Genomic DNA, 22,965 nt, shown 5'->3' with positions numbered 1-22,965 from the left:
CAGCACATGCTTCGCACACGTCATCTGGTCACGGCGATCGCCGCCGCCATGCTTCTGGCCACCACGGCACACGCGGCCGGGAGTGCACCGTTCGACAACGTCGTGGTGTTCGGCGACAGCTTGAGCGATACCGGCCAGTTCTTTTCCACCTCGCTCAACGAATACTCCAAGTTCACCACCAATCCCGGCGAAGTCGCCGTGCAGATCGTGGCCGGGCACTACGGCTTCAACCTGCAGCCCTCGCGCGTGGGCGGCAGCGACTATGCCTACGGCGGTGCTGGCATCGTCACCGATGACGATGGTCCGGATCCGTCGATCCCGACCATCACCCAGCAGGTCACCGGTTACCTCGCCAATGGCACCAAGGCCGATCCGCACAGCCTCTACATGGTCTGGGGTGGCGCGAACGACATCTTCTATCACTCTACCCAGTACGGCATCGGTACCGTCATTCCCGGTGCCGGCGAGACCGCGGCACAGGCGACCGCGAACATCAATGCCGCCGCCACGCAGGAACTGGTGCTGATCAACCAGATCAAGCAGGCCGGCGCGAATTACCTGGTGGTGTTCAACCTGCCAAATATCGGAGATACGCCCTCGGCGCACGCGGACGAAGCGCTGGTGCCGGGCATCGAAGCTTTCCTTACCGGCGTGTCGCAGTCCTACAACCAGACGCTGAATGCCGGGCTTGGCTCGCACACGCTTGGGGTCAATACCTACGCGTTGTTCGAACAGGTGGTGGCTGATCCCGCCAAGTACGGTTTCACCAACATCACCACGCCGGCCTGCACCACCGCCAGCTCACATGACTGCGATGGCAGCACCCTGGTCGCACCTGGTGCGGATCAGACCTATCTGTTTGCCGATGGCGTGCATCCGACCACCGCCGCCCACGCCATGCTGGCGCAGGTGGTGCTGTCCGAGCTGGCGGCGCCAGGACAAATCTCGCTGCTCGGCGAGGCACCGCTGGCTTCCGCCACCGAGCAGACAGGCGTGTTGCGCGATCAGATGTTGAAGGACAGCCTGGGTGACACCGAGCGCGCCTTCGTCAACATCGATTACGCTCAGCAACGCTTCGACGGCAGCAGCAGCTCGCCGCAGACCAACAGCAATAACCTGAACCTCACGCTCGGCGTCGACTTCAAGCCAGCCGACAACCTCTCCGGCGGTGTCGCCTTCGGTGCGGCACGCAATAATGCCGACATGCCGGGCAGTGGCGGCTACACCCTGAAAGACTATTCCGGGCTGGGCTATCTCACCTATCACGCCGGCGGCGGCTATGTCGGCGCCTACGCCAGCTACGGCGAGTCCAGCTTCGACGACATCGACCGCACCTTCCAGATCGGCGCCGCGCAGACCAGTGAAACCGGCAATACAGATGGCACGCACCGCGGCGTCGGCTTCACCGGTGGCTGGTGGTTTGACATCGGCACCATCAAGACTGGCCCGTTCGCGAATCTGGAATGGCAGGACATCGATGTCGACAGCTACAGCGAAAATGGCAGCGACGCCACCGCCATGTGGTTCGGCAGTCAGCATCGCCAGGCGCTGATCTCCACCCTCGGTTGGCGCCTGCAGGGCCAGTGGCAAGTTGGCAACCTGGTCATGACACCGTATGCCCAGCTGGCCTGGAACCGTGACAGCAAGGCTGATCCACGCGAGATCAACACCGGTCTGAACACCATGAATGGCACGTTCGCCCTGGCCGGCTTCGTGCCGGACAAGACCTGGGGTACCGCCAGCTTCGGCCTGTCCGCCCAGCTCGCCCCCAACGTGACCAGCTGGATCGGTTACGACGGTCGTTTCAGCGACAACAGCCAGAAGTACAACAGCCTCAACATGGGCTTCAAGATCGGCTTCTGATCCATAAAAACCGCACAGCAAAAAGGCCGTCCGCTTGCGCGGACGGCCTTTTCATATCCGACTTTGCGGACGACGGGCTTACTTGTTCTTGCCGTTCGTCGCAAGGCTGAGGATGTCCATCGCCTGCCTGTGCAGCTTCGCTGCCGCGTCGTCGTCGAGCGTCTGCACGTCGCTGCCCACCTGATGCTGCTTCAGCACCAGCGTGCCGTCATCGCTCCAGCCGGCACGATCGATCGAACTCGGCTTCGCACCGCTGTTGGCCATGGTCTGCTGCACGACCGCCCACACCTTGCCGTCCTTGTAGGCGTAATCGGTACTGGTGAAGCCCTTGTCGCCGTAGTCGACCAGTTCGCGGATGAACTGGATCTTGCCTGCCTGGCGGAAGACCTGCCAGCCGCGCGAGGCATTCGGATCGAGCTTGGTGCCATGGCTGACCTTCATCCCACCCAGCTGCTTCTGGTCATCGGTAAAGGCGGCCAGCACCTTCTCGCCCGGGGTCTGTTCGGCCACCAGCTCGATCGCCACGCCATCATTCTTGCTGCCCTTGGCCAGCACCGGCGCCTGCATCGGCATCACGTAGTGACGCTCGCCGTCGGTCAGGATGACCTGAACCACGTAGAGATCATCCGGCTTCACCTGGGCCGGATTAAAGGTCAGCTGGAACGGCTGCGGGAATGTTCCAGCCGGGGACGTCTTGCTCGCCAGCGGCGCAGAGCCCGCGGCGGTCGCCGACACGTCGACCAGGTTGATCACCAGCTGGGCCGTCGCCGACGGCTGGATCGATCCGCGCAAGGAGATCGTGCCGCTCACCTGGCTGACGACCTTGGCGGCCGTGGCCGTCTCTGCAGAGCCGGCGGAAGCCGCGCCCGTGTCCGTCGACTGCGACGAGGAAGGAGCATTGTTGCAGCCGGCCAATGCCAGTGCTGCAACCGACATCAGCGACAAAACCGTCTTGCGCATGGGAAAACCTCATCAACGTGAAAGCAAGCACGAAACCTGTCAGACGCCTGTGCGCCTCGGCTCTACGCGGGGGAAGTTCCAAGCATAGCCCAAAAGGCCGTGCTCGGAAAAGTCAACCCATCCAATGACCTACCATGCGCAGGCGTACGCAGGTTCTTGCATGATCGCCCGCCCTCCGGATTGCTGTTGATCGCCATCACGTCAGGCACCAACCTCAATCGCGCCGCAGGGCACGATACGCGATATCACGACGACAGAATGCAGCTTCGTAATGGATATGCCTGACCGCGGCATAGGCCTGCTCGCGGGCGGCAGCGATGTCCTTGCCCAGCGCGCACACGGTCAGCACGCGTCCGCCCGCCGTGACGGTACGACCCTGGTCATCGAGCCGGGTGCCGGCATGGAAGACCTTGCTGTCGCTGTGGGTCACTGCATCGAGACCCTCGATAAGGTCACCGCTGCGAACCTTGCCGGGATAACCACCCGCCGCCATCACCACGCCAATCGCCGGGCGCACATCCCAACGCGCCTGGGTGTGTTCCAGCCGGCCGTCCAGCGCGGCATCGATCAGTTCGACCAGATCGGATTTCAGGCGCAGCATGATCGGCTGGGTTTCCGGATCGCCGAAGCGCACGTTGAACTCGATCACCTTCGGGTTGCCCGCCTTGTCGATCATCAGGCCGGCATACAGAAACCCGATGAACGGCGCTCCTTCCGCCGCCATGCCATGCAGGGTCGGTTCGATCACTTCACGCAGGATGCGCTGCTCGACTTCGGGGGTGACCACCGGTGCCGGCGAGTAGGCGCCCATGCCGCCGGTATTCGGGCCAAGATCACCCTCATCGCGCCGCTTGTGATCCTGGCTCGAGGCCATCGGCAGCGCATGGCTGCCGTCGCTCATCACGATGTAGCTGGCTTCCTCACCGTCGAGGAACTCCTCGATCACCACCCGCGTCGAGGCATCGCCGAAGCTGTGCGCACCCAGCATGTCGTGCAAGGCCAGCTCGGCATCGGCCAGGGTCAGTGCGACCACTACGCCCTTGCCGGCGGCAAGGCCGTCAGCCTTGATCACGATCGGTGCGCCGTGCTGACGCACGTAGGCCAGCGCCGGATTCAAATCGGTGAACACCGCGTAACGCGCGGTGGGAATGTTGTGGCGCTGGAGGAAATCCTTGGCGAACGCCTTGGAGCCTTCCAGCTGCGCGGCAATCGCGCGCGGGCCAAAGATGCGCAGGCCGGCGGCGCGGAAACGGTCGACCACTCCGGCAACCAGCGGGATCTCGGGGCCAACCACGGTCAAACCGACCTTCTCGCGCTTGGCCAGCTGCAGCAGGCCATCGAGATCGTCCATCGCCACGTCGACGTTGCGCACGCCGTGCTCATGTGCGGTGCCCGCATTGCCGGGAGCCACGATCACCTCGTCAACCTGCGACGATTGCCCGAGCTTCCATGCCAGCGCGTGTTCGCGCCCGCCGCTGCCGATCACCAGAACCTTCATGCCTGCACTCCGAGAGCCACCCATGCGCCACGCAGCGCAGGCGCGCATTGTAGCGGCAGCGGCGGATCACCCGCGCAGCCGGCGCTGTGCGGGTCCTTCAGTCGTGATGCTGCAGCAATTCCAGCAGCGCCGCCCGCGGCAGCTTGCCGGTTTCGTTGCGCGGCAACGCAGCCACCAAGCGCAACGGACGCGGCAGGAACAACGGATCGATGGCGCGGCGCAGCGCGTCGAGGATCACGTGCTCGTCCAGCCCCGGCGCCACCGCCAGCGCGGCAATCCGGTGCACACCGAGTGCATCGCCACCATCGAGCTGGAATACCACGCCGTCCTGCACCCCAGGTATCGCCAGCAGGCGACGACTGAGATCGCCCAGTGAGGCCCGCTTGCCAGCGATCTCCAGCATGTCGGCATGCCGACCGCGCAGACGGAAGCGACGTCCTCCTTCGGACAGGCTGACGATATCGGCCAGCGTGACCGATCCCTCCAGCTGCGGCGCCTCGACGGCCGTACCGTCCGGCTGCGGATGCAGGGTGACGCCGTCGTACAGCAACCAGTCTTCGTCCACGGTAGGACGACGGCTGGCAAATACGCAGGTCTCGGTGGAGCCGAAGACCTCCAGCAGCGGCGCGCCAAAGCATCGCTCGGCGGCCTGTGCCAGCTCGATCGGCAGCGGCGCGGTGGCCGATACCATCGCCGTGATCGACGGCAGCTCGATACCGGACTCGACCAGCGCGCGCAGATGTACCGGCGTGGTCACCAGCACCCGCGGCGCCGGCATCTCGGCCAGTGCAGCCGCCACGTCGGCGGGAAAGAACGGGCGACCGGCATGCACGCCAACTTCGCCGAGCAACGGCAGCAGCACCGACATTTCCATGCCGTACATATGCTGCGGCGGCACCGTGGTGACCACGCTGAAATGCGCCCCGACGACCGCCTGCAGCATCACCAGATTGCCGGTATTGCTGGCGTGGAAGCTGCGCCAGGTCTTCTCGTTTGCACTGGGCGTACCGGTGGAACCGGAGGTATAACCGATCGCCACCACTTGGTCAGCCGGAATCATCGGCCACGCCGCATCCAGCTCCAGCGATGGCGTGACTTCCAGCGGCGGGAGCTGACGATAGCCGCTCGGTGCGGGGTCGAGCGCCTGTTCGCCCAGCGCATAGCAGCCCGGATGTGCTGCCATTACTTCGTCCACCGCCTGCGGCGCACGCGACGATGGCAACAGGTTGGTCTGGCCGCGTAGCACGATCGCGCAGAATGCCACCATGAATGAGTAACGGTCCTCGCACAGGTTCACTGCCGCCGCGGCCATCGGCAGCCTGGCGGCCACGGCACGCACGTGTGCGAGGAACTGGGCGGCGCTCACCGCGTTGCCATCGCGCCATGCCAGCACCCGTACGGGGTCAGCCGCACTCAGCAACGGCAGCCGCTGCGGCGCTTCACGCTGATAGGTGTCGTAAACGATCGCCACTCGCGGTCTCCCTGACTTACTCGATTCGTTGTGCCAGGGCAACAGCATTGCGCCGACTGCTGGACGGCGACGTGAACGGCGAAAACGGTCGTCCCGCAACGGTTCAGCTGTCGCATGGCATGCGACTTTCGATCCGGCACGCTCCCCTGGACCGCTTACGCCCGAATGATAGCGCCCGACAGCGCATCCCGGATCACCGAGGGGCTGGCCTGTCCGCCCAGCGGTGCGTCCAGCACGCCATCCAGCGCATCGCCGAAATAATCCGCCACGGTCGGTGCCGAACGCGCTGGCGGTTGGCCATGCGGATTCGCGCTGGTCGACACCAGTGCACCACCAAACTCGCGGCACAAGGCCGCAGCAGGTTCATGCGCGGTGACCCTCAGCGCGATACCGGCATGTGTGCCGGCGATCCACGCCGGCACGGCCGCCGAACGCGGAAAAATCCAGGTATGTGGCCCGGGCCAACTGGAGCGCACTTGCCGCATGACCTCCGTCGGCACGGTCGCCAGATCGATATAGCGCTCGACCTGCTCGAACGTCGCAGCAATCAGCAGTACTCCTTGCGTCAACGGTCGTTGCTTCAGCGCAAACAACCGCTCGAACGCGGCACGATCATGCGGATCACAGCCGAGTCCAAACACCGCCTCGGTCGGATACGCCAGCACGCCACCGCCGTGCAACAACGCAGCGGCGGCATCAAGCTCGGCAAGGTTGAGACGCCGCAGCACTCAGGCCCCGACTGTCCTGGCGGCAGCCTTCTTCGTCGCCGCTTTCTTGGTTGCTGTTTTCTTGGCGGCGGTTTTCTTGGCGCCCGTCTTTTTCGCAGAAGTCTTCTTCGTCGCGGTTTTCTTGGCAGCCGCCTTCTTGGTCGCTGGCGCCGCCTTCTTCACGGCGGCTTTTTTGGTCGCCGTCTTCTTGGCAGGCGTTTTCTTGCCGAAGCGACCCTTGCGCACCGGTGCGGCCGCGAGCAGTTCGAGACATTGCTTCTCGGTCAGCTCCTTCGGCTCCTGCTCCTTCGGGATGCGTGCGTTCTTCTCGCCATCGGTGATGTAGGCGCCGTAGCGGCCATTCAGCACCTGCACGCCGTTGCCGAAATCGAGGATCAGGCGGTTCGCCAGCATCTCCAGTTTTTCAGCCACGATCTGCAGCGCGCGTGGCAGCTCGATCGTGTACGGGTCGTCCTCGGCTTTCATCGAGGCATAGGTGCTGCCCTGTTTCACGAACGGGCCGAAACGGCCGATCGCCACGCTGACTTCATCACCGTTTTCCGCCTGCCCGAGCTGACGCGGCAGCTTGAACAGCTCCAGCGCCTCGGCCAGGGTGATCGTATGCATGCTCTGGCCGGGGCGCAGCGAGGCAAACGTCGGCTTGTCCTCGTCTTCCTTGGTGCCAATAGCGGCATACGGCCCGAACCGGCCCAGTCGCACCGACACCGGCTTGCCGGTTTTCGGATCGGCGCCGAGTTCGCGTGCGCCGGTCGCCTCGTTGCGATCGACCGATTCGGTCTTTTCGTCCACCTGCTGCTTGAACGGCAGCCAGAAGCGCTCCATCAGCGGCACCCAGGCCTCTTCGCCACGACTGACCGCATCGAGTTCGTCTTCCATCTTCGCGGTGAAGTCGTAGTCGACGTAGCGGGTGAAATGCGCAGTGAGGAAATTGCTGACCGCGCGGCCGACATCGCTGGGCTTGAAGCGGCGGCTGTCGATGAAGACGTATTCACGGTTCTGCAGCACCTGGATGATGCTGGCGTAGGTCGACGGGCGACCGATGCCGTGCTCTTCCAGCGCCTTGACGAGGCTGGCTTCGGAGTAGCGCGGCGGTGGCTCGGTGAAATGCTGGTCGGCGGCGATCTCGTGCAGCGGCACCTGCTCGCCCACGGCCAAGCGCGGCAGACGGCGACCTTCGTCGTCGTCCTCGGCACTCTTCTGGTCGCGACCTTCCTCGTACACGGCAAGAAAGCCCGGATCGATCACGGTGGTGCCGCTGGCGCGGAACGAGGCGTCGCCACCGGCAACATCGCGCAGTGCAAATTCCACCGAGACGGTATTCAGCGTGGCGTGGATCATCTGGCAGGCGACGGTGCGCTTCCAGATCAACTCATACAGCTTGCGCTGGTCATCGTTGAGGAAGGCGGCCACCGCCTTTGGCGTGTACATCGCCGAAGTCGGGCGGATCGCCTCATGTGCTTCCTGCGCGTTCTTCGACTTGGTCTTGTAGACCTGTGGCGCATCCGGCAGCGCATGGGCGCCGAAATCGCGCACGATCAACTGGCGCAACTCGGCCAGCGCATCGTCGCCAAGCATGGTGGAGTCGGTACGCATGTAGGTGATCAGGCCAACATTGCCTTCGTCGCCGAGCGCCACGCCTTCGTACAAGCCCTGCGCCACCTTCATCGTACGGCTGGTGGTGAAGCCGAGCTTGCGCGCGGCCTCCTGCTGCAGGGTGGAAGTGGTGAACGGTGCCGCCGGGCGACGCTTGCGCTCCTTCGAGCCGACATCGCTGACCGTAAGGCGCCCGTGTGCGGCCTGTTTCAGCACATCCCGTGCGGCCTGGGCATCGGTTTCGTTGGTGAGGTCGAACTGCTCGAACTTCTTGCCGTTGAGCTTGCTCAGGCGCGCCGTGAAATCGCCATCGGCGTGCTTCAGCTGTGCCTCGATCGTCCAGTATTCGCGTGCCTTGAACGCCTCGATCTCTTCCTCGCGCTCGACGATCATGCGCAACGCCGGCGACTGCACGCGGCCGGCCGACAGTCCACGCTGTACTTTGCGCCACAGCACCGGCGACAGGTTGAAGCCGACCAGGTAATCCAGCGCGCGGCGGGCCTGCTGCGCATCGACCAAGTCGTGCGACAGCTGGCGCGGTGCCGCCACCGCGGCCTTGATTGCTTTCGGGGTGATCTCGGAAAACACCACGCGGTGCAGCCGCTTGCCCTCGGTCAAGCCACGCTCCTTCAGGATCTCGCTGATGTGCCAGCTGATCGCCTCGCCTTCGCGATCCAAGTCGGTCGCCAGATAGATGTCGTCGGCCAGCTTGGCTGCCTTCGCAATCGCGTCAACGTGCTTCTCGTTGCGCTCAATCACCTCGTAGGCCATGGTGAAACCGTGCTCGGTGTCGACCGCGCCCTCCTTCGGCTTCAGGTCACGCACGTGACCGTAGGAGGCGAGAACATGGAAGTCCTTGCCGAGGTATTTGTTGATCGTCTTGGCCTTGGCCGGTGATTCGACGATGAGCAGGTTTTTTGCCATGAAACAGGATTTCCAGAAGCGAACCACCGGCGTTTGCGGTGCCGGACATATATATAGTTGAAACCATGCCGTGCCAACGGCTGTCAAGCCCAGACCCACGCCAGTGAGCGCTCAGCCAGCAAAAGATCCGTCCGGCAACCGTTGAAAGCGATTGCCCGGCAGGCTCTCGATCCTTGCCTCCAGTTCCAGCATCAACAGTAGCGAGGACAAGGCGGCGGCAGATTGCCCGGTACGTTGCACAAGTTCGTCCAACGTCGCCGGTTCATGGCCAAGTTCCAGCAATAACTGCCGATATTCGGGATTTTCGAACCCCCTTGGGAGGACGCCCGCAGGATTCGCCACGGGCCTTTCCAGTGGCGAACCGACTGTCACACCCGCCGATTCCGTCAACAACCGAACCGCCAGTTCACCGCCCAGCATGCGCGCTGCCGGCGCCAATGTCTCGACAATCTCGCTGGCGCTCTCCACCAGTCGTGCACCCTCACGAATCAGGCGGTGACAGCCGCGGGCGAGCGGATTATGAATGGAACCGGGCAGCGCGAACACCTCACGCCCCTGCTCAGCAGCCAATCGCGCCGTGATCAGCGAACCAGAGCGCAGCCCGGCCTCGATGACCAGCGTGCCCAGCGCAAGGCCGGCAATAATCCGGTTGCGGCGCGGGAAATGATCGGCCCGCGCCGGCGTACCCGGCGGGAACTCGCTAACCAGCGCGCCGTGCCTGGCGATGCGCTGGGCCAGCGCATGATGCTTGCGTGGATAGACCCGGTCCGGGCCGGTACCGATCACCGCCAGTGTCGCCGCACCGGCATCCAGCGCAGCCGCATGGGCAGCACCATCGATGCCATCAGCCATGCCGCTGGTGATCATGAAGCCGGCCTGCGCCAATGCGCGGGCGAATGCGCGGGCATGCGCCAATCCGGCCGCACTGGCGCTGCGCGCACCCACGATGGCGACCTGCGGATAGAGCAGCAGGCTGGCGTCACCGGCCACGAACAGCGCGGCAGGCGGTTGCGGGATGTTCTCCAGCTGTGGCGGGAAATCCACCTCGGTGCAACGCAGCAGCCGATGGCCCGGCGTGGCCAGCCACGCCAGGTCAGCATCCAGTCGGGCTTCGTCCGGCTGCGCCAGCCACGCCTGTGCCGGCTCGCCAAGCGATGCGGCGAGGCCATGCAACTGCACCAGCACCGCCTTGATGTCGCTATCGGCCGCAGCCAGTCGTTCCCGCAGGCTGCCAGGCCCAAGCCCCGGCGTCCGTAGCGCGATCATCCATGCACGCAGTTCATCCATGTCATTCATGCATTGCAGTGTACGAAGCGGACACAAAAAGAAACGGCGCGGTGGTGGCCGCGCCGTGCTGTAGGAAAACACCGATATCGACGCGCCGGGTTAATCCGGCGCGCGCAGACGACCACCAACATGCACCGGCCGCAAGCTATCCATGACCAGGCCATAGCTGACCCGGTTGAAGGTGCGGAACACCATCACATGGCCGACATATTCGTCCGGCAGCTGGACCATCTTGCCCACGCCACGATGCCAGCTGCTGCTCGCCACGTCGTCATGGATGGCTTCGCCTGGCTCGTAGATCGAGTACGTCTGGCCATTGTCGACCCCGTCCTTGGCGCCCATCGACAGCAGTACCACCTGGCGTGAGCCGACTGCGTCCATCGCATCGGCGAAGCCGATCACTCTGGCGTCGGCGGGCACCGACTTCGGTGCATGCGGGTAGAAATACGGGTCGTATGGCGTGTCGTCGTACGGCATCACACGATCGCCGGTGCGGATTTCCACCGTCGAGTCGAGCAGCAGCAGCGTGGACGGATCGCCCATGCGCAGCGTCTCGGCCGTACCGATCACGCTGACCTCGACACCAAGGTCAGCGCCACGGCTGTGGTGATGCCCATCACTGATCTCGACACCGAGGGCGGCATCACCGCCGTAATGCCCATAGTTGTTGGTGTCCTCGCGCCAAGGTGCATCCACCATCGACGCATCGCTGTCGAGCGTATGGGCAACCAGATCGGCCTTGCCCGGATCGTCCTGGTCAAACCCGCGCAGTATGTGGGTCGGCCGCACGATCGCCCAGCGCTGGCCCGGCTCACCCTGCAGGCCGCGCACGTAGAGGTTCTGGCCTACCGTGCCAGCCAGGCGCGCCTCCTCGAGGCCGACCACATACGGTGCGGAACTGACGGCACTGGAATCCATCACCCGCGTGTCCTTGAGAAACATCTTCAGCTCGGACAGCGGAATCGCCGTCACGGCTTCGCCTTCGCGATGCACGCTCGGCTCCAGCCCCAGCCGCGGCCCGTTGATGAAGGACAGGTTGAGTACGTCACCGGGGTAGATCAGGTGGGGATTGCGGACCTGCGGGTTGGCCTGCCAGATCTCCGGCCACAGCCATGGCTTGGACAGGAATTTGGCGGAGATATCCCAGAGGGTGTCACCCCGGCGCACGACATAACTGTCCGGATGATTGGCGCGCAGCTGTGCACCTGCCGCGTACACGGCCACGGTGACCAGCATGCCGGCCAGCAAGACGAATAGCTTTCTGATCATTGGTGGGAATCCCCCTTCCCCAGAGCTCGGTCGAGTGTAACCGAATGGTTAACGCACGCAACTGGTTTCAGTTGGCAAAAATCGTCTGCGCTCGGATGTTTGCCGACGTACAATAAGGGACATTCTAGATCGCGCCGGGGGTGGCTTTTACCAAACCGCCCGCACTTTTGGCGCCGAGGCAAAATCCATGTCGATACTTTCCATTCTCGAATTCCCCGACCCCCGCCTGCGTACCCGTGCCGAGCCGGTGCGTGTGTTCGACGCCAAGCTGAAGCAGTTCGTCGCCGACCTGTTCGAAACCATGTACGCCGCCAATGGCGTCGGGCTGGCGGCCACCCAGGTTGATGTGCACCAGCGTGTGCTGGTGGCCGACATGAGCGACGACCGCAAGCAGCCGCTGGCGCTGATCAATGCGCAAATCCTTGAAAAGGAGGGCTCGCAGGTCTATCAGGAGGGCTGCCTGTCGTTCCCCGGCCTGTACGCCGACGTCACTCGCGCGCTCAAGGTGAAGGTGAAGGCGCAGGACGTTGCGGGCAACGAGATCATCGTCGAGGCCGAGGGTCCGCTGGCGGTGTGCATCCAGCATGAGCTGGATCATCTGGACGGCAAGGTGTTCGTCGACTATTTGTCGTCGCTGAAGCGCGCGCTGCTGCTGAAACGGCTGGACAAGCAGCGCAAGCAGGCGGCGAGTGCTTGAATAGCCCAGGTTTGCGGCTGGTCTTCGCCGGCACCCCGGAATTTTCCGTCCCCTGCCTCGAAGCCTGCCGTGCCAGTGGCGCCGAGGTCGTGGTCGTGTATACCCAGCCCGATCGCCCCGCGGGCCGCGGCCGCAAGCTAACCCCGAGTCCGGTCAAGCACGCTGCACTGGCGGCCGGCATGGCGGTCGAACAGCCCGAGTCGCTGAAATCCGCCGAGGCGCAACAGGCGCTGGCGGCGTACCAACCCGACCTGCTGGTGGTGGTCGCCTACGGCCTGATCCTGCCGCGCAAGGTGCTGGCAATTCCGCGCCTGGGCTGCTGGAACGTGCACGCCAGCCTGCTGCCACGCTGGCGTGGCGCCGCGCCGATCCAGCGCGCGATCCTTGCTGGCGACAGCGAAAGCGGCATCGACCTGATGCAGATGGAAGCCGGCCTGGATACCGGCCCGGTCCTGCTGCAGCGGCGTACCCCGATTGCCCGCGTGGACACCGGCGGCTCGCTGCACGATCGCCTGTCCGCGCTGGGCGCCGAGGTGCTAGCCGAGGGCCTGCGCCAGGTACTGGCCGGCGAGACGCTGGCCGCCACACCGCAACCGGAAGAAGGCGTGTTGTACGCACACAAGCTGGACAAGGCCGAAGCGAAACTCGATTTCAACAAGCCTGCGATCGAGCTGGAACGCCAGGTGCGCGCCTTCGATCCGTGGCCGGTCGCCGAAGGCGAGATCGCCGGCGAGCCGTTGCGGATCTGGGCCGCGCAGGCGATCGAATTCGATCATCACGCTGCGCCCGGTGACGTACTCGCCGCCGGGCGCGATGGCATCGACCTCGCCTGCGGCCGCGGCGCGCTGCGCGTCACCTTCTTGCAGCGCGCCGGCGGCAAACGCATTGGCGCGGTCGACTACCTCAACGCCCGCCCCGAACTGCGCCAGCTCCGATGAAACACGTCCGATGAAAACCGATACCCGTGCACTGGCGGCCAAGGGGCTGGCCGAGGTCGCCCTGCGTGGCGCCTCGCTGCGTGACGTGATGGAGCGCAACGCGCCGCGCCTGGCTGATCCGCGTGACCGCGCCCTGCTGATGGCTTTGCTGAGCGAAGGCGCTCGCTGGTGGCTGCGCTTCGACGCGGCGATCGACGGCCTGCTGGAAAAGTCCCTGCGCCACAAGGATCCGGCGATCCACGCCCTGCTGGTGCTGGGCCTGGTCCAGCTGGAAATCCTCGAACTGCAGGACTATGCGGCGGTGGCCGCCACGGTCGAGGCGGTGCGCGCATTGCAGCGACCGCAGCTGGCCGGACTGGCCAATGCCGTGCTGCGCCGCTGGCAGCGCGAACGCGAAACCCTGATCGCCCAACTCGATGCCAAGCCGCAGACCCGCCACGCGCATCCGGCGTGGCTGGCGGCGGCGCTGCAACGCGACTGGCCCGAATTGGCCGAGACGGTGATGGCCGCCGATAACCGCGAACCGCCGCTGATGCTGCGCGTCAACCGCCAGCGCAGCCAGCGACAAGCCCTGATCGATCTGCTGCAAGGCGCTGGCCAAGTGGTCACGGCCCATCCCTGGCTGAGTGACGCCCTGGTGCTGCCGCACAGCACCGACGTCACCCGCCTGCCCGGTTTTGAGGATGGCCTGTTTGCCGTGCAGGACGGCGCCGCACAGGTGGCTGCCGACCTGGCCGACCTCAAGGATGGGCTGCGTGTCCTCGATGCCTGCGCTGCTCCCGGTGGCAAAGCCTGCCACCTGCTCGAGCGCGCCGATATCGACCTGACCGCGCTGGAATTCGATGCCAAGCGCGCCGAACGGATCCGCCAGAACCTGATGCGGTTGCGGCTGAATGCCAAGGTGGTGATCGGCGACGCCGGCGCAACGGCCGGCTGGTGGAAGGGGCAGCTGTTTGATCGCATCCTGATTGATGCACCTTGTTCGGCCACCGGCGTGTTGCGGCGGCGCCCCGATGTACGGCTGCATCGTCGCGAAAGCGATATCGCCGCCATGCGCGAGCAGCAGCGCCGGATCCTGTCCGCACTGTGGCCTCTGCTCGCGCCAGGTGGCCGGCTGGTCTACATCACCTGCTCGGTATTGCGCGCAGAAAACGAGGCGATCGTCGGCGAACTGCTGGCCGCCCAGCCGGATGCGCAGGCCATGGCATTCACGTTGCCAGAGGGCCACGCGGCGGCAGTAGGCTGGCAGATCCTGCCCGGCGACGGTGACCTCGACGGCATGTATTACGCGGTGCTGCAGAAGCGCACCTAGGCCCATTTTTCGGCTAGTGACAGCACCGGGCCACGCGACCAAGCACGCTCGGATAACCCTGACTGCCGGGCTATGCTTGGCTTCGTTCACCACCGCTGACAAAAACCACCTGATCCGTGAAGCCTCGCGTCCCCCTGTCCCATGCGCGCCCGCTATGGCTGAACAGCGCCCGCCGGGAATTGCTCCTGTTCGGTGGGTTCGCGCTGCTGCTACTTGGCCTCGGCATCGGCCTGCGTGATCCATGGCCGTCCGACGAACCACGCTTCGCGCTGGTCGCGCACTGGATGGTCGAACACGGTCAATGGCTATTCCCGCACCGTGGCCACGAGCTGTATCCGGACAAGCCGCCGGTATTCATGTGGCTGCAGGCGCTGGCCTACCTGTTCACCGGATCCTGGCGAGTGGCGTTCCTGCTGCCCTCACTGGTCGCCGCACTGGGCTCGCTGGCTCTCGTCTACGACCTCGCCCGTCGGCTGTGGAACCACCGCAGCGCCCTACTCGCCGCGGTCACAATGCTGGTGACCATCCACTTCGGCTACCAGATGCGCAACGCGCAGATCGATCCGCTGCTATTGGGCTGGATCACCCTGGCCAACTACGGCCTGCTGCGCCATTTGCTGCTCGGGCCGTCATGGCGCTGGTTCGCCGTCGGTTGCTTCTTTGCCGGCGTCGGCGTGGCGACCAAGGGCGTCGGCGTGCTGGCCTTGCTGCTGCTGATTCCGTACCTGATCGCCCGACGCGGCCACTGGCATCAATTGGCGTTGCCGGAAGGCGGCTGGCGCTGGGTCGGTGGGCTGGCGCTGTTCCTGATACCGATCCTGGCGTGGCTGTTGCCGATGCTGCTGGTCGCGCGCGCCGACGGCGATCCGCAACATGCCGGATATGTGCAAAACATCCTGTTCGGACAGACCGTGCATCGCTACGCCACGCCGACCGGGCATCTGCATTCGCCGTTCTATTTCTTCGGCATCATCGTGGTCGACTGGCTGCCGCTGTCGCTGCTGCTGCCGTGGGCGCTGCCGGCATGGTGGCGCCGGCTCAAACGGCGGGATGCACGTTTCCTGCTGCCATTGGGCTGGATCGTGTTGCTGCTGCTGTTCTTCTCGTTCAGCCCGGGCAAGCGCGACGTCTACATCCTGCCGGCGCTGCCGATCACCGCGCTAGCGCTGGCGCCGCTGCTGCCCGGACTGTTGCGCAAGCACGGCGTGCGCGTTGCGGTGTTTGCGCTGACCCTGCTGCTGGCCACCGCGCTGACCACCGCAGCGGCACTGGCCCTGCACATGCACCCGAAATGGGCGGTCCAGCTGGAACAAAGCCTGGACCCACAGATCTGGTGGTTGTTCCTGAGCATGGGACTGGCCGGCCTCTTCGTTGCCGCGTTTACCCGGGTGCGCCGTGCGGCGCTAGGCTGGCTGCTGTTCACCTTCATCCTGTGGGGGCTCTACGGCCTGTGGGGTTATCCCATGCTCAACGGCGATCGCTCGGCGCGTGACGTGATGCTGCGGGCACGCGCCATCGCCGGGCCCGATGCGACGATCGGCCTGCTGGCATGGAAGGAGCAGAACCTGCTGATGGCGCAGGGTCCGGTCACCGAATTCGGCTTCCTGGAGCCGTGGCCGCAGCAATACGCCGACGCCATCGCCTGGCTGCGGCAGGATCCGGCCCATCGCTGGATTTTCAGCCTGGACGAGGCGATGGGTCCTTGTGTGGATCGCCACCATGCCGTCTATGTCGGCCACGCCAATCGGCGCGAGTGGTGGATGTTCAAGGCCAATGCGGTGGTTGCCGGCTGTACCTTGCACATCGCTGGAAGTGCCAATGACGACACTGACTACTGAGAGTTGAACCTTTGCAAGGCCTATCCCCCGTCTATAAACTTGCTCACTTCGTGGCGCCCACGTTGAGCCCAGCGCCGGCCAGCATGTCAGTCACCGCACGCCGTATGCAGGTGATGACATCTCGTCCTTAATGAGTACCCAGGCCCGTCCCCTCACTAGCATTCGCAATGCCGTGCGTATCGCAGGGCAATGGTGCGCCGTCGCCAGCCTTTTTGTTGTTCCCCTCAACAAGCCTGCGACCAATATTGCTCTTGTATTGAGCGTGGTCTTTTCGTTGCTCGGCAATGACGTACGCCAACGCTGGCTGGTCGCCGCGCGCAATCCTGTGGCGCAGGGCGCCCTGCTGTGGTCGGGGGTGCTGATACTGAGTGCCGTGCACACTTGGTACACCACCTCCGTCCTGCCGCTGGCCGGCTCATTTGTGTGGGCATGCTGGTACCCCCTGGTTCTGGGCTCGCTGCTGCAGACATCGCAGTGGCGCTGGCGTGCACTCGCTGCGTTTGCCCTGGCCGTGGGACTGGTAATGCTGATCTCCTACGGCATGGACCTGGGCTTGATTCCCCAGCGCGCGCTGGCTCACTCAGAGCCGGCCATGCGCAATACTGTATTCAAGGAATACACCCAGCAAGGCGTGGCCCTGCTTGTTTTGGGATCCATGGCCTTGGCTGCGGCCATGACCACACGATCCAGGCCCCGAAAGATCTTTTTCTCGGCGGTGGCCGCGCTGGTATTGATCAACATCACATCGGTGCTCGAAAGCCGCACGGCCTATCTGACCCTTGTCCCGCTACTGGCGTATTGGGGTTGGCGCACCCTCATCAAGGATCGCGTGAGCTGGCGTTCCGTATTGACCGTCTGCACCCTGGCTGTCGCCGCCGTAGCCATCGTATGGTTTACGCCAGCGGTTCGAGAGCGGCTGGTCGTATCGGTCGCGCATGAAGCCGAGCTCTATGTCAGCCAGCGGACACCGACCTCCACCGGCATTCGTCTTGAATTGTGGCGACGCACCCTCCCGATCATTGCCGCGGCTCCGGTGTTCGGTCACGGCCTGAGCCAATGGGCGCCGCTGTACCGGCAATCGATCGAGGGACTCCCGGATTTCAATGCCTTCCTGATGGGACATCCACATCAGGAAATGCTGCTGATCCTGGCCGAACAGGGATTTGCGGGTTTGCTGGTGTATCTGTTGTTACTGGTGGCACTGGCACGCTACATAGTGCGCCTGAACCGGCCGGAGCGTGATATCTATGCCTGTATCCTGTTGATCTACGTGACGGCCGGGCTCGCAAACTGTCTTTGGGACGACTTCTCACACCGTCACTTGTTCATTCTTTTGCTGGGTTGCATCCCGCTGGCCGGGAAACAGGGAGCACTTCAAGAGGTTTCCTGATGGCCGACATGTTCCATTCATGGGCGACCTTATACATTGCGGATAAATGGCTGCGTAATCATTGCATCTTCACGCATATGCTCGGAAGCTGCACAAGAAAGTCGTAAACCAGCACCAATACGGAAGTCACCCAAGTCAGGATGAGACTCATGGGGAATCAGGAGAGATCCAAATGAGGCCCCGATAATGCATCGCAACCCCTTTGAGCAAGTGACGATCATATGCGTCACCTACCATAGTCAGGCGCTTATCGAGTCCCTTGCCGCCACTTTGCAGCCTTTTCCCCATGTGCTGGTGATTGACAACGGCAGCAAAGACGGCACGACATCGACCGTGCGTAAGCTGATGCCACAAGCTAGGATCATCGAACGAGCGGACAACGGTGGGTTCGGCAAGGCCAATAATGAAGCAATGGCACAGGTTCAGACCCCGTTTGCCCTATTGCTCAACCCCGATTGCAACATAAAACCCGATGGACTGCTGACCCTGATGGATGCGCTGCACCGCTATCCTTCGGCTGGAATCGTGGCGCCACAAAGCTGGCGGGATAACCAGAAGCCTCAAAAATGCTTTCGTCCCGCCTTCTACGAAACTCCACCGAAAAAACCATACCGGGTAGCTAACGCCATCTGCTGTGCCCAGTGGCTGAATGGCTGCTGCCTGCTGTTGCGAGCGGAAGCGTTCCGCCATATCGGTGGGTTCGATGAGAATTTCTTTCTGTTTTACGAAGACGATGACCTGTGTCTGCGCATGCAAAAGGCAGGCTTTGAATGTCTGTTGGAACCGGCGGCCAACGCATGGCATGCCGGGGGAGCATCGTCCGCACCGAGCTTGCGAGTCAGCTTCATAAGGTCCTTTCATTACGTACGCTCCCGCCACTTGGCCATCTGCAAATACCTGGGCAATGGCGCGGGCTGGGGCTACCTCATCAAGATCATGCTGGCTGCTTTGCCTGTCGCACTTGTCTACGCCCTGTTGCTCCAGCGCAAGCATTTCATCAAGTGGGTCGCGTGGGGATCTTCAGCAGTGTCATCGGCGCTCACCACGCGACCCAGTCCACAGCCACAGGCTATGCATGCCTCTTCGACCCACGCTCTGACGCCGCCTCTGCCAAGTACAAGTACGCATATGCCTAGTCGCCAACCACGCAGCCTTACCGAGCGCCCGGGTTCGGCTCAGGCCAGGGTGCGTTGAACTGTGCGTTGAACTGAACGAAGGTCAGCCGGAGCGGTTGTGAATTCGGCCAGGTGCTGGTCGAGACCGTGTTCGCAACGGATCAACTGACGCGCACGCGTGTCGTCAACGATCAAGTCGTTCGGATTGTCAACGACATGCTTGCGGGTGCGATGGTAGAGATGCGTCGCCAGCGCGCTGAAACGGAGGTCGCACCGGAACAGGCCAGCGTGGAAGGCGCGTGCAGCCAACTCGGTATCCTCGCGGCCCCAACCGGTCATCGCCTCGTTGAATCCGTTGATGCGCAGCAGGTCATCACGCCAGAACCCCATATTGCAGCTCTTGATACCACGCCGCTTGGTGCTGGGCTTGGCATACCAGTAAGCCATTACCCGCATGTGCAGCGTGTGACGCCGTCGATCGATGCCACGGCTGAAAAAGCCCGGCATCAACACGCCATGCTCCAGCATGCGCCGGGCCAGATCTTCATTGGTCAACACGCGCGACCCCTGCGCGAAACAGCCACGGCGTGCAAACAACCGGTGATCGGCGATGAAGTGCCGCTCAGCCACCATGTCTCCGTCGAGCAGGATAATGTAATCGCCCTGTGCGGCGGCAATCGCGCGATTGCGTGCGCGACTCATGCGCGCGCCATCGTCTGGCTGCCACAAATGCACCAGGCGCACCGGATAGTCCTGCGCGATGCGCTCAAGCAGTTCGCGCGTGGCGGGCTGCGAACCATCGTCGGTGACGATCACCTCGTAGGGCAACTCGGTCTGCGCGGCCAGCGCCCGCAGCACCAGCTCCAGCGCCGCAGGCCAGTTGTAGGTGATCACCGCGACACTGATACGCATCGCTGGGACCGCGCCCACCTCACGCATGGTCGTGGTATCAGCCACGCAGCCTCCAGCCGCGCCGGAGAATGTTCACCGCGCGCTCCCATTTTCGCCATGGTGATACCCGTCGCATCATCACCAGCCTGACATAGCGCTTGGTCTCCTTCCACGGCGGCCGTGGCTTGGTCATGAATTCCAGCTTGCTGAACTCGATGCACTCGGGACCCATGCCGACCCTTGCGGCGTAATGCTGGATCAGCGCACTGGAGGTCATCTTGTTGATGTACTCGAGCCGCGGCGACTCGTTCGACCACCAGCCGTTCGCGCCGTGGATGCGGTAACGGACGCAACCGGTCGGCAGGTAGTATTTGTGTGCGCCGAGTACGCTGCAGCCGAACACCAGGCAATTGTCTGCCGACAGCCGCCAAGTCCGCTGGAACGAGTCTGGAAGATCCAGTGCCTGCCGCGCCCACCGCGCGCGCATCGACAACGCAGAGGAGGGGGCGCCATACCACTGCGTCAGCACATAGGTGCTGATTGCGGTGTAGCCGAGGTCGACCGCGTGGTCGTGAAATTTCATCACCCGATCCTGCTGGTCGAACAACTGCAGATCGGAAAACACAAAGTCAATATCCGCCCGCGTGTCGTACAACGCGCCGAGATGGGCCAGATACGCCGGCTCCCAGCGATCATCCGAATCGAGGAAGCAGATGACCTCCGCCCGCGCCGCGTTCACTCCACGCTGGAACGCACTGAGCTGGCCACCGTTGACTCCGCTGATCAGGGTGACCCGTTCGTCGGCAGCATAATGTTCGCGCAGCAAAGCATCCGACCCATCGGTGGAACCGTCGTCGACCACGATGACCTGCACCGCCTTGCGGCTCTGCGCCAGCGCACTTTCCACGGCTTCCAGCACGAAATCGCGATAGTTGTAGCTGGTGATGACCACCGCGAACGTGGTTGCCTGCCCCCCCGCGCCGCGGTCGTGGCTGGCAGTCGCTGGATCAACCGCAGCCTCTTTCGAAAAGGGCGGCTCTGCCAGGAGGCCTTCGCTCACGTTGTCGCTCATTCGCGCCCACTCCGGAGGTGACTACTGCCTGATGAGACAACGTGTCCCCAACACTAGTTGCCAGCAGCTCGTGCCATCCGCCCATCATATCGAACTCAAAGGATATGTCAGCCGTTGCGGACAGCGACCCATCCCTGTCACCTATGGGCAACCATCGCGACCAGGCATCCGAGGGGATCGGCTAGAATCCGTTGCATGTCCACCTTCCCGCTGACCCTCGCCATCATCACCCACAACGAGGCCGACAATATCGCACGCTGTCTGGACAGCGTGCCGTTTGCAGTCGAGAAGCTGGTGATCGACAGCGGCAGCGACGACGACACGGTAGCGATCGCACAGGCGCACGGCGCGCGCGTCGTCCACCAGGACTGGCTCGGCTTCGGTCCGCAGCGCAATTTCGCCACCACGCAGTGCCGTCACGACTGGATCCTGGTGCTGGATGCCGACGAATACCTCACACCGGAACTCGCCGCGGAACTCGAGCAGCGCCTGCCGGAACTGATGACAAGCGCCGCACCGGCCGCCTGGCTGCGCCGCAGCACGATCTACATGGGCCGGCCGATGCGCTGGTATCGCCCGGCGGTCGGCGAGCGCATGGCGCGGCTTTACCACCGCAGCCGCGCGCGCTGGAGCGATGCAAGAGTGCACGAATCGCTACGCTTCGACGGCGCCGCACCGACGCTGCGTGCACCGTTCAACCACGTCAACAACCCGACCCTGCCGCACAAGCAGCTGAAGGTGCTGCGCTACGCCGAACTGAAATGCCGCGACTGGCTGGACAAGGGCAAGCCGGTGCGGATGTGGCAGGCGCCGTTCGTGTTTGTGCTGGCCTTCCTCAAGGACTATCTGTTCAGGCTCGCCTTTCTCGACGGCTGGCGCGGCTTCATGATCGCGCAGACCGCGGCCAACTATGCGCTGTACAAACGCATGCGCTACTACGAAATGGTCAACAACCCGGAGTCGGTGGCGCAAGCGGCGCACATCCTCACCCAGCATGGCATCGATCGCTGATGAGCAGCAAAAAACATTATTTACTGTACGGATCGGAGCGCTACGCGCTGGCGATCCTGCGCCCGCTGCAGGAGGCGATCCGCGTCCGCGGCGATGAGGCCGCATGGTTCTTCGATGGCCCCGGCGCGGAGGATCTGGTCGCGGATGAACGCCTGCTCACGGTGGACGAAGTGCGCCGCTGGAAACCGATCGCCGTGATCACCTCCAGCAATGCGGTGCCGCATTTCTTCCCCGGTGTGAAGGTGGAGACGTTCCACGGCTTCGACGCCGGCAAGCCGCGGCATATCTACGTCCGCGGCTTCTTCGACCTGTACTGCACGACCGGGCCGCGCGACACCGCCAAGTTCAAGGAAATCGCGGACCACGTCGGCCACTTCACGGTGACCGAGACCGGCTTTCCCAAGCTCGATCCCTTCATGCAGGAAATCACCGGCCCGCTGCCGGAAGTGCGCAAGCCGCCGGTGATCCTCTATCACTCGACGTTCTCACCTTCGTGGAGTGCGGCCGAGACGCTGTACGAGGAGGTGAAACGGTTGTCGCGTGATGGTCGCTGGCGCTGGATCGTCACCTTCCACCCGAAGATGAATCCGGAGACCACGGCGAAGTTCAAGGCGCTGCAGAACGAATACCTGAGCTTCGCCGAGAACGACAACATCCTCGAACTGTTCCCACAGGTGGACATGATGTGCTCGGACACCTCGTCCGCGCTCAACGAGTTCCTGCTCACCGGCAAACCGGTGGTGACGTTCAAGAACCGCCGCCCCGGCCCGCAACTGATTGACATCGATGAACCGGCACAGTTCGAGCCCGCGATCGAACGAGCGCTGGCTAGGCCGCCGGAACTGCTCAAGGCGATCCGCGACTACGCCGACGCGATTCATCCGTATCGCGACGGCCACTCCAGCGAACGCGTGCTTGACGCGATCGACGCCTTCATCGCCACCGGCGCCCGCAACCGCCGGCGCAAGCCGCTGAACCTGTGGCGCAAGCTAAAGCTCCGTCGCCGCATCGGCTACTGGGGACCCGCCTGAACACGCAGCGCTGACTCCATCGCCTTGCAGGTACCCGACGCAGGCTAGAATCCCCTCAAATCCGCCAAGAGCGAGCC

At 63.7% G+C, this 22,965-nt stretch carries 18 protein-coding genes; 9 read left to right on the top strand and 9 right to left on the bottom strand.

What is annotated here, in order from left to right; translation table 11 throughout:
• Window positions 1-6: 6 nt before the first annotated feature.
• Entirely contained in the window at window positions 7-1,863 is a 1,857-nt protein-coding gene (locus GSQ75_RS16005; RefSeq protein ID WP_158755886.1) for an autotransporter domain-containing protein, read from the top strand.
• Window positions 1,864-1,941: 78 nt separating this feature from the next.
• Here the strand turns inward: GSQ75_RS16005 and GSQ75_RS16000 are convergent, their stop codons facing one another.
• From GSQ75_RS16000 to GSQ75_RS15970, 7 genes are all read right to left on the bottom strand, one after another.
• Complete coding sequence (locus GSQ75_RS16000) at window positions 1,942-2,823, bottom strand: DUF1481 domain-containing protein (RefSeq protein ID WP_158755885.1); 882 nt, start codon at window positions 2,821-2,823, stop codon at window positions 1,942-1,944.
• A 214-nt stretch (window positions 2,824-3,037) separates the two neighbouring features.
• Window positions 3,038-4,321, bottom strand: coding sequence for a phosphoribosylamine--glycine ligase (gene purD, locus GSQ75_RS15995; protein WP_158755884.1), 1,284 nt, complete (start codon window positions 4,319-4,321; stop codon window positions 3,038-3,040).
• Between the two features lie 97 nt (window positions 4,322-4,418).
• Window positions 4,419-5,792: an AMP-binding protein gene (locus tag GSQ75_RS15990; protein WP_158755883.1), complete on the bottom strand. Its 1,374-nt coding sequence runs from the start codon at window positions 5,790-5,792 to the stop codon at window positions 4,419-4,421.
• A gap of 155 nt (window positions 5,793-5,947) precedes the next feature.
• A complete protein-coding gene (locus tag GSQ75_RS15985; RefSeq protein WP_158755882.1) occupies window positions 5,948-6,520 on the bottom strand; it encodes a Sua5/YciO/YrdC/YwlC family protein in 573 nt (190 codons plus the stop codon).
• Window positions 6,521-9,037, bottom strand: a complete 2,517-nt coding sequence (locus GSQ75_RS15980; protein ID WP_158755881.1) for a DNA topoisomerase I — start codon at window positions 9,035-9,037, stop codon at window positions 6,521-6,523.
• Window positions 9,038-9,148: 111 nt separating this feature from the next.
• Complete coding sequence (gene dprA / locus GSQ75_RS15975; RefSeq protein WP_158755880.1) at window positions 9,149-10,333, bottom strand: DNA-processing protein DprA; 1,185 nt, start codon at window positions 10,331-10,333, stop codon at window positions 9,149-9,151.
• Window positions 10,334-10,423: 90 nt separating this feature from the next.
• The gene (locus tag GSQ75_RS15970) at window positions 10,424-11,593 is read right to left on the bottom strand and encodes a LysM domain-containing protein (RefSeq protein WP_158755879.1); all 1,170 of its coding nucleotides are present in this window, start codon (window positions 11,591-11,593) and stop codon (window positions 10,424-10,426) included.
• Between the two features lie 187 nt (window positions 11,594-11,780).
• On the opposite strand from GSQ75_RS15970, the gene def reads away from it, so the two are divergent.
• From def to GSQ75_RS15940, 6 genes are all read left to right on the top strand, one after another.
• A complete protein-coding gene (gene def / locus GSQ75_RS15965; RefSeq protein ID WP_158755878.1) occupies window positions 11,781-12,290 on the top strand; it encodes a peptide deformylase in 510 nt (169 codons plus the stop codon).
• Window positions 12,287-13,228, top strand: coding sequence for a methionyl-tRNA formyltransferase (gene fmt, locus GSQ75_RS15960; protein WP_158755877.1), 942 nt, complete (start codon window positions 12,287-12,289; stop codon window positions 13,226-13,228). Before def ends, fmt begins: the two co-directional genes overlap by 4 nt.
• A gap of 10 nt (window positions 13,229-13,238) precedes the next feature.
• Window positions 13,239-14,540 carry a 16S rRNA (cytosine(967)-C(5))-methyltransferase RsmB gene (rsmB, locus tag GSQ75_RS15955; protein ID WP_158755876.1) on the top strand — a complete coding sequence of 434 codons (1,302 nt, stop codon included), beginning with the start codon at window positions 13,239-13,241 and terminating at the stop codon, window positions 14,538-14,540.
• A 116-nt stretch (window positions 14,541-14,656) separates the two neighbouring features.
• Window positions 14,657-16,378, top strand: coding sequence for a glycosyltransferase family 39 protein (locus tag GSQ75_RS15950; protein ID WP_158755875.1), 1,722 nt, complete (start codon window positions 14,657-14,659; stop codon window positions 16,376-16,378).
• A 130-nt stretch (window positions 16,379-16,508) separates the two neighbouring features.
• A complete protein-coding gene (locus tag GSQ75_RS15945) occupies window positions 16,509-17,768 on the top strand; it encodes an O-antigen ligase family protein (RefSeq protein ID WP_158755874.1) in 1,260 nt (419 codons plus the stop codon).
• 186 nt (window positions 17,769-17,954) lie between these two features.
• A complete protein-coding gene (locus tag GSQ75_RS15940; RefSeq protein ID WP_158755873.1) occupies window positions 17,955-18,962 on the top strand; it encodes a glycosyltransferase family 2 protein in 1,008 nt (335 codons plus the stop codon).
• Here GSQ75_RS15940 and GSQ75_RS15935 read toward each other — a convergent pair.
• Together GSQ75_RS15935 and GSQ75_RS15930 are read right to left on the bottom strand one after the other, a co-directional pair.
• Window positions 18,944-19,795 (bottom strand): glycosyltransferase, encoded by an 852-nt coding sequence (locus tag GSQ75_RS15935; RefSeq protein ID WP_158756162.1) that lies wholly within the window; start codon window positions 19,793-19,795, stop codon window positions 18,944-18,946. The genes GSQ75_RS15940 and GSQ75_RS15935 overlap by 19 nt on opposite strands.
• Window positions 19,796-19,832: 37 nt before the next feature.
• Window positions 19,833-20,846, bottom strand: coding sequence for a glycosyltransferase family 2 protein (locus GSQ75_RS15930; protein ID WP_158755872.1), 1,014 nt, complete (start codon window positions 20,844-20,846; stop codon window positions 19,833-19,835).
• 195 nt (window positions 20,847-21,041) lie between these two features.
• Here GSQ75_RS15930 and GSQ75_RS15925 point away from each other — a divergent pair, with 195 nt between their 5' ends.
• Window positions 21,042-21,857, top strand: coding sequence for a glycosyltransferase family 2 protein (locus GSQ75_RS15925; protein ID WP_158755871.1), 816 nt, complete (start codon window positions 21,042-21,044; stop codon window positions 21,855-21,857).
• The gene (locus GSQ75_RS15920) at window positions 21,857-22,888 is read left to right on the top strand and encodes a CDP-glycerol glycerophosphotransferase family protein (protein ID WP_158755870.1); all 1,032 of its coding nucleotides are present in this window, start codon (window positions 21,857-21,859) and stop codon (window positions 22,886-22,888) included. The genes GSQ75_RS15925 and GSQ75_RS15920 overlap by 1 nt, the downstream gene beginning before the upstream one ends.
• The last annotated feature ends 77 nt before the right edge of the window (window positions 22,889-22,965 follow it).

It is taken from the genome of Dyella sp. S184 (genome assembly GCF_009766065.1).
Lineage (GTDB): Bacteria > Pseudomonadota > Gammaproteobacteria > Xanthomonadales > Rhodanobacteraceae > Rhodanobacter.
The sequence above is the reverse complement of the archived record's forward strand: the minus strand, read 5'-3'. Positions and strand labels throughout refer to the sequence as shown.

Excerpts from the sequence above, each read along its gene's own strand:
- GSQ75_RS15945 (WP_158755874.1), top strand. The coding sequence starts at position 16,509 with ATGAGTACCCAGGCCCGTCCCCTCACTAGCATTCGCAATGCCGTGCGT.
- GSQ75_RS15980 (WP_158755881.1), bottom strand. The coding sequence starts at position 9,037 with ATGGCAAAAAACCTGCTCATCGTCGAATCACCGGCCAAGGCCAAGACG.
- def (WP_158755878.1), top strand. The coding sequence starts at position 11,781 with ATGTCGATACTTTCCATTCTCGAATTCCCCGACCCCCGCCTGCGTACC.
- purD (WP_158755884.1), bottom strand. The coding sequence starts at position 4,321 with ATGAAGGTTCTGGTGATCGGCAGCGGCGGGCGCGAACACGCGCTGGCA.
- GSQ75_RS15940 (WP_158755873.1), top strand. The coding sequence starts at position 17,955 with ATGCATCGCAACCCCTTTGAGCAAGTGACGATCATATGCGTCACCTAC.
- GSQ75_RS15925 (WP_158755871.1), top strand. The coding sequence starts at position 21,042 with ATGTCCACCTTCCCGCTGACCCTCGCCATCATCACCCACAACGAGGCC.
- GSQ75_RS16005 (WP_158755886.1), top strand. The coding sequence starts at position 7 with ATGCTTCGCACACGTCATCTGGTCACGGCGATCGCCGCCGCCATGCTT.
- rsmB (WP_158755876.1), top strand. The coding sequence starts at position 13,239 with ATGAAAACCGATACCCGTGCACTGGCGGCCAAGGGGCTGGCCGAGGTC.
- GSQ75_RS15930 (WP_158755872.1), bottom strand. The coding sequence starts at position 20,846 with ATGAGCGACAACGTGAGCGAAGGCCTCCTGGCAGAGCCGCCCTTTTCG.
- GSQ75_RS16000 (WP_158755885.1), bottom strand. The coding sequence starts at position 2,823 with ATGCGCAAGACGGTTTTGTCGCTGATGTCGGTTGCAGCACTGGCATTG.
- GSQ75_RS15970 (WP_158755879.1), bottom strand. The coding sequence starts at position 11,593 with ATGATCAGAAAGCTATTCGTCTTGCTGGCCGGCATGCTGGTCACCGTG.
- GSQ75_RS15935 (WP_158756162.1), bottom strand. The coding sequence starts at position 19,795 with ATGCGTATCAGTGTCGCGGTGATCACCTACAACTGGCCTGCGGCGCTG.
- dprA (WP_158755880.1), bottom strand. The coding sequence starts at position 10,333 with ATGAATGACATGGATGAACTGCGTGCATGGATGATCGCGCTACGGACG.
- GSQ75_RS15920 (WP_158755870.1), top strand. The coding sequence starts at position 21,857 with ATGAGCAGCAAAAAACATTATTTACTGTACGGATCGGAGCGCTACGCG.